This is a genomic window from Petrachloros mirabilis (assembly GCF_975968855.1).
This window is the reverse complement of sequence record NZ_CDLUDY010000014.1, coordinates 1-5,539: the sequence shown is the minus strand read 5'-3', so window position 1 is coordinate 5,539 and position 5,539 is coordinate 1. Positions and strand designations below refer to the sequence as shown.

Annotated in this window: 4 protein-coding genes; 2 read left to right on the top strand and 2 right to left on the bottom strand. The window is 50.9% G+C overall.

Features of this window, described 5'->3' with window-relative positions; translation table 11 throughout:
* Positions 1–136 precede the first annotated feature (136 nt).
* The gene (locus ACWVCN_RS00540) at positions 137–1,183 is read left to right on the top strand and encodes a hypothetical protein (RefSeq protein WP_455243549.1); all 1,047 of its coding nucleotides are present in this window, start codon (positions 137–139) and stop codon (positions 1,181–1,183) included.
* A 482-nt stretch (positions 1,184–1,665) separates the two neighbouring features.
* Complete coding sequence (locus ACWVCN_RS00535; protein WP_455243548.1) at positions 1,666–3,063, top strand: beta-galactosidase; 1,398 nt, start codon at positions 1,666–1,668, stop codon at positions 3,061–3,063.
* A 246-nt stretch (positions 3,064–3,309) separates the two neighbouring features.
* Here the strand turns inward: ACWVCN_RS00535 and ACWVCN_RS00530 are convergent, their stop codons facing one another.
* Together ACWVCN_RS00530 and thrC are read right to left on the bottom strand one after the other, a co-directional pair.
* Entirely contained in the window at positions 3,310–4,518 is a 1,209-nt protein-coding gene (locus tag ACWVCN_RS00530; RefSeq protein ID WP_455243547.1) for an ornithine cyclodeaminase, read from the bottom strand.
* Between the two features lie 92 nt (positions 4,519–4,610).
* A partial coding sequence (gene thrC, locus ACWVCN_RS00525) for a threonine synthase (RefSeq protein ID WP_455243546.1) occupies positions 4,611–5,539 on the bottom strand: 929 nt, incomplete at its 5' end.

Sequence of the window (5,539 nt, the reverse complement as noted above, 5' to 3'; positions counted from 1 at the left end):
GCTCCTCGCCCACGGGCACCAGGCGGTCGTCCTCGAGCACGATGTAGGCGCGCACCAGCGCTCCACTCAGCGGCTCGCCCCCCGTCTCCAGCACCAACCTGCCGGCAAAGGGAGCTGGCGCGCGCAGGGTGATGTTGTGGGACAGGTCGGTCAGACCGATGGTGACGAGGTCGCTACGGGAACCGATCCTGCCGATCCAGAGTCGGTATTCAAGTTGAGTTCCGTTGCGGTCTATTTCCCCGTGGGTGAGCCGCAGTTGTGGATAATATGGACTTCGGTAGAGGGGAAATCTTATCAGCTCTATTACAGCGATTCGGAATTCGGCGACTCAATGATATGGTCACCTCTCGGCGATCCCCTTCCGGGTAGCGGGAGCATAATAGGAGTGCCTGATGAGGGGGACGCGGGCACCGGTCGCAAATCTCCCTTTGATCCGACGCTGAAGGAGCGCTATTACGAAGTGGAGGTTGTCGGCACCGGGATTTATACAAGAGACACCGGTGGCATCTACTGGATTACTTTGAGAAATTCGGCTTTCAGCGGAATGAACTGCGTTTCCACACCATTCATCCCCTACAGCAACACACTCGATGAGGTACTGAACATTCAGTTGACAGGCTCAACTGTTCCCCAGTTTGCGGATCAGTGCTGGAAATGGAATCAGAGCACGCTGAGCTATGAGAAAGCTTTCTTCAACGGAACGCAGTGGCGGGATTTCTATAATCCCTCGAATCCGCCCACTTTCACCTTCGATGCCGACATCGGCTACAGGCTTGTTCTCGTGCCTACTACACCCGACAATAAAAGAGTATATTTCACTGGAAAAGTGTCCGACACATCGAGAAGCATCAGCTTGACCAAAAACCCATATTCCGGACTAAACGAGGTCGGCTCTGCCTATCCGATCCAAGTTTCTCTTGAAAATTCAGGTTTTGTAGAGAGCGGTTTCACGGGTTCGACAGTCTTCCCGTTTTCAGACCAGCTCTGGTTCTGGAACTGGACAACCTTAAGTTACGAGAGGATTTATTACAACACGGCCGCATCCGAATGGCGGGACTACCCGGCTGAAACAGTAACCACCAAGCAACTAACTCCTGGCGAGGGGCTCAGAGTCATCCTGTCCCCCGTGAGCAGCTTCAGCACCTGGAATTATCCTAAGCGATACACTCAGCCACCTAATTAGGCAGAGAACCTGAGATGACAAAGGCAGATGTTGATGACTCGCCTTCTTTCTCTTTAACACAAGTTCGATTATAGCTTTGCAGTGTCTAAATATACGATTATTTAAGCTAAGACTCAAAAGATAGCGATGATCCCGTTATGAGCCTGCTGGCGAAGAAGAAATGAGAAAATGGACGTTTATATATCAAGCTCTTAATCCAACTACGATTCTCACGAAGTAATTTGAAAAGAGAATTTTGTAAGATTGCTTTTAGAAACATTTTGCTGGCGCTTGACGCATGTGATATGATTTTAATGCGACATTATTGTGCACTGCTTATTATGCTCGCTGGTTGAGTTCCATTGAAGGATGAAGACCTTAGCAAGTAAGGACGGAAGATTATGTGCAGAATAAAGGGCAGGCCGAGTTGCCTATTGATAGTTTTCCTGGGTGTGGTGTGTTTTGTTTTTTTAGATGGCTGTGCAAAAGGAGGTGATGGCACAATGGTGGAGAGTGGAGAGCCAGACACCGTCGGTGGACCAACAGGCGAGGCGACGGGCCGGTCTGTAGCGCTGCCGGCCATACCCTCCATTGAGCTACATCGTGCATTGAAGGGAAAGGCGACGGGCTTTGTTCATCTGGAGTATCTGGAAGGGACATGGTGGCTGGTGGATTCAGAAGCAAACGCCTTCTGGGATCTGGGGGTAAACTGTGTGGCGTATCCTCATCCTGGTAGCGGAGCAGGGAGGATGAATCGCAAGTACACGCAGCGAGTTGTGGCTGAGCATCCGGATGAAAGGGAGTGGGCGAAGATGACCTGGGACCGGCTACAGGACTGGGGCTTTACCTCTGTGGGCGCGGCCTGCGACACAGTGATGCAGGAGGAAGCGACCCGGCGGGGGAACTTCTTCTACGTGAACCTCAACTTGTCCCACAGGCTGCTGCGAGAGGGAGGCGAACATCTTTTCCTTAAAGACCCAAAGGGGCGGTTGCCCCTAGACCCGGCGACGCGGTTTCCCGATCCCTTCAATGAGGAATGGCGTGAACGAGTAAAGGCAATGGTAAAGGAGATTGTTCCCAAGTTTCGCGAAAACCGGTCACTGATCGGCTATTTCGTGGACAACGAAATTGTGGCGTCGGGCGATCGCAACCTATTCGGGTACTTTTGGTCGGAGGCGTGTCTAAAGGAGGTTCTGGCCTGGCTGCAAAAGCGATATGAGAATTCGATCGAAGCGCTGAACCGAGCGTGGGGATGCCGACTGGCGAGCTTTGTGGAATTGGAACGGGAACTGCGGCGAATTGTGGGCTTCGCGGAGTTCCGCACGGAACAAGCCCAGAAGGATCTTCTCCAGTTCGAGCGGTATCTGGTCAAGGCCTACGTGGATTACACGTATGATGTTGTTCGGAAGTTCGACCCGAACCACCTGATCATCGGGAACCGTTTTGCGCTGACGTTTCTGTACATGAACTGGGAGCCGTTGGACCTATTTGGAAAATACGACTTGGTGGCGGTAAATTATTATCCGATGAAGGGTCCGTTTTTCTCCCATCAAGACCTACAGCGGATCGAGAGGATCGCGAAGCTAACTGGCAAGCCGGTGTTGATTTCGGAGTGGAATTTGTCAGCAAGGGAAAGTGGCCACATCGCGTGGGGCTGGGGCTATACGGTCAACACGTTCCGCGAGCGGGCTGAGGGATACGGAAATTGCATTGCGCAGTTGGTGGACCTGCCTTACGTGGTGGGTGCGCACTGGCATCAATGGGTTGATGCGTTCGACGTGGAAGATTACAATGCGGGCATACTTCAGGAGTCCGGCGAACCGTATCCGTTGCTCGTTAAGCGAATGCGCGAGACGAACCGAAAGGCAGTGCATGCGAAGAGAGGGAGACGCAGTGATTGAATAACAAATAGGAGACGTTGACTGTTCTCTTCATAGTGTGATTAAGTCCGTTGATTCGCTTTGTCATGATCTCTTGTCATACAAAATGCGAGAGTCTGCTCTATTTACCTCTACTGCAAGCGGACTAAGCACGTGGAATTATCCTGAGCCATACACTCAGCCGCCTAATTAGGTTGGTAGATATGAAGAATTAGCCACGAATTTGACGAATGTCAGTGCTAACTCGTCAAGGGAAAGAAATGGGTTTCATAGTTCTTTGGCGAGTAAGTTCAGAAAGAGACCGACGTCGGTTACGAGGCCGAGGACCTGACCGGTGCCGCGGTCGGAAAGTTTGGTCATCACGGCGGGGTTGATGTCAACGCAGACGCATTTAACCTGTGCCGGGAGCATATTACCGACTGCGATACTGTGAAGCATTGAAGCGAGCATCAAAACCATATTAGCTCCTTTAAGAGCGTCAGAATATTTCTTTTGCGCCTGTACCAGATCCGTGATTACTTCCGGGAGCGGCCCGTCATCTCTGAGCGAACCTGCGAGGACGAAGGGGACATTATTTTTCACGATTTCATACATAATACCTGATTTCAAGATGCCGCGTCTTACAGCGTTCCTAATTCCACCGCACCTGTTGATCTCGTTTATGGCAGCTATATGATTGCGGTGGCCTGCTTCGACCGCTTTTCCGGTCGCCATATCAACCCCCAAAGAAGTCCCGAACAAGCTCATCTCAATATCGTGAACCGCAATGGCGTTGCTGCCAAGGAGGACATTGACATAACCTTTCCGAATCAGCTCAGCCAGATCGTCTCTGCCTCCTGTATGAATCACTACAGGGCCGGCGACAACAACGATCTTCCCATCCTTTTTCTTAATCTCCTTCATCATGTCGGCAAGTTTCCTCACCGCAATCTCGACTTTTCGTTCCGAGGAGATTTCCTTGCCCATAAAACTGAACTCACGCCGATCGCGCTCCTTGAATTCCGGCACGACCTTTACGCCGTCGTATCCGCATACAATTGCATTTCCTTTTTTGACATCGCGGAGCAGCTCGCAGCTCGCTTGATCTCCGTCTACGACGATAGCCGCATCCATCCGCTGATTCTTCACCTTTCTCCATTGACCATTCAACCGAACGTAAGTTGCACAATTGCTTGTGGAATAAAAATCGCTTGGAACTGCACCGTTCTTCGTCGATTTCTTCAAAACAGCGCTCTTTACATCAGCGGCAAAACAACCGAGCCGATGTAGTCTTGTCATAATGGCATCGAATTCCTTGCGGGAAAAGGCTTTCACGACAATCGTCAGCGACGAGAAATCCTGATTTGTCCTACCGATGTCGAACTGCTTGATCTCGAACTCGCCGTTATGAATGACGATAGTATCCATTATCTCTGCCATCAAACCTGAGTCGATAAGATGCCCTTTAGCTTCCATCTGTTTAACAAACTCAGCCATCTGCGTACCTCTAATAAAGTTATTTTCCCACGGATAGACCGGTGGATTCTAATATCGCCGTAGATAAGTGTTTATTCCTGAAGCTCAAAGAATCACGGGACCGGGCACGGCTTTGTCAGCCCCACATATTGACTCACGTCATCAACTGAAGGTTCCAGCAGAACCGGCTCCTCCGCGGTGGCAACAATCGTATCAGGGTCCTTTAGCCCGCTTCCTGTCAACGTGCAGACAACAGTTTTTGCGCCGTTTTCAACAAAGAATCCGTTCCGGCTCAATTTCAGCAATCCTGCAATGGAAGCCGCAGAAGCTGGCTCACAAAAAATGCCCTCTGTTGAAGCAATAAACTTCTGAGCGAGTAAAATCTCGTCGTCGGTTACTTCATCGATAAATCCGTCCGACTCGACAGCCGCATTAACTGCCTTCTGCCAGTTTGCAGGATTCCCGATTCGTATGGCCGATGCTATCGTCTCGGGTCGTTCGACAACTTTGCCTCTGACTATGGGAGCAGCTCCCTTTGCCTGAAACCCTATCATCTTCGGTAATCGCTCGATCCGATTGGCCTCTTTATACGCCGTGTAACCCATCCAGTATGCAGCTATATTTCCCGCATTTCCGACGGGCAAGATGTGATAATCGGGTGCTTCTCCGTCGAGTTGGTCGCATACCTCAAAGGCGGCAGTCTTCTGACCCTCGAGCCGATAAGGATTAAGAGAATTTACAAGAGCAATCGGATACTTAGCCGTGATCTCCCGGACGATTTTCAAAGCATCATCAAAATTACCTCTTATTTTAATCGCTTTCGCTCCGTAAATCAAGACCTGGGCAATTTTGCCCAAGGCGGTACCGCCTTCAGGTATTAAAACAACGCATTCAAGACCCGCCTTCGCCGCATACGCTGCGGCTGATGCAGAAGTGTTTCCCGTCGAGGCGCACATTACGCCTGTCGCTCCTCTGTCCGCGGCCTGCGTAACAGCAAGAGTCATCCCCCTGTCCTTGAACGAGCCCGTGGGATTCAACCCCT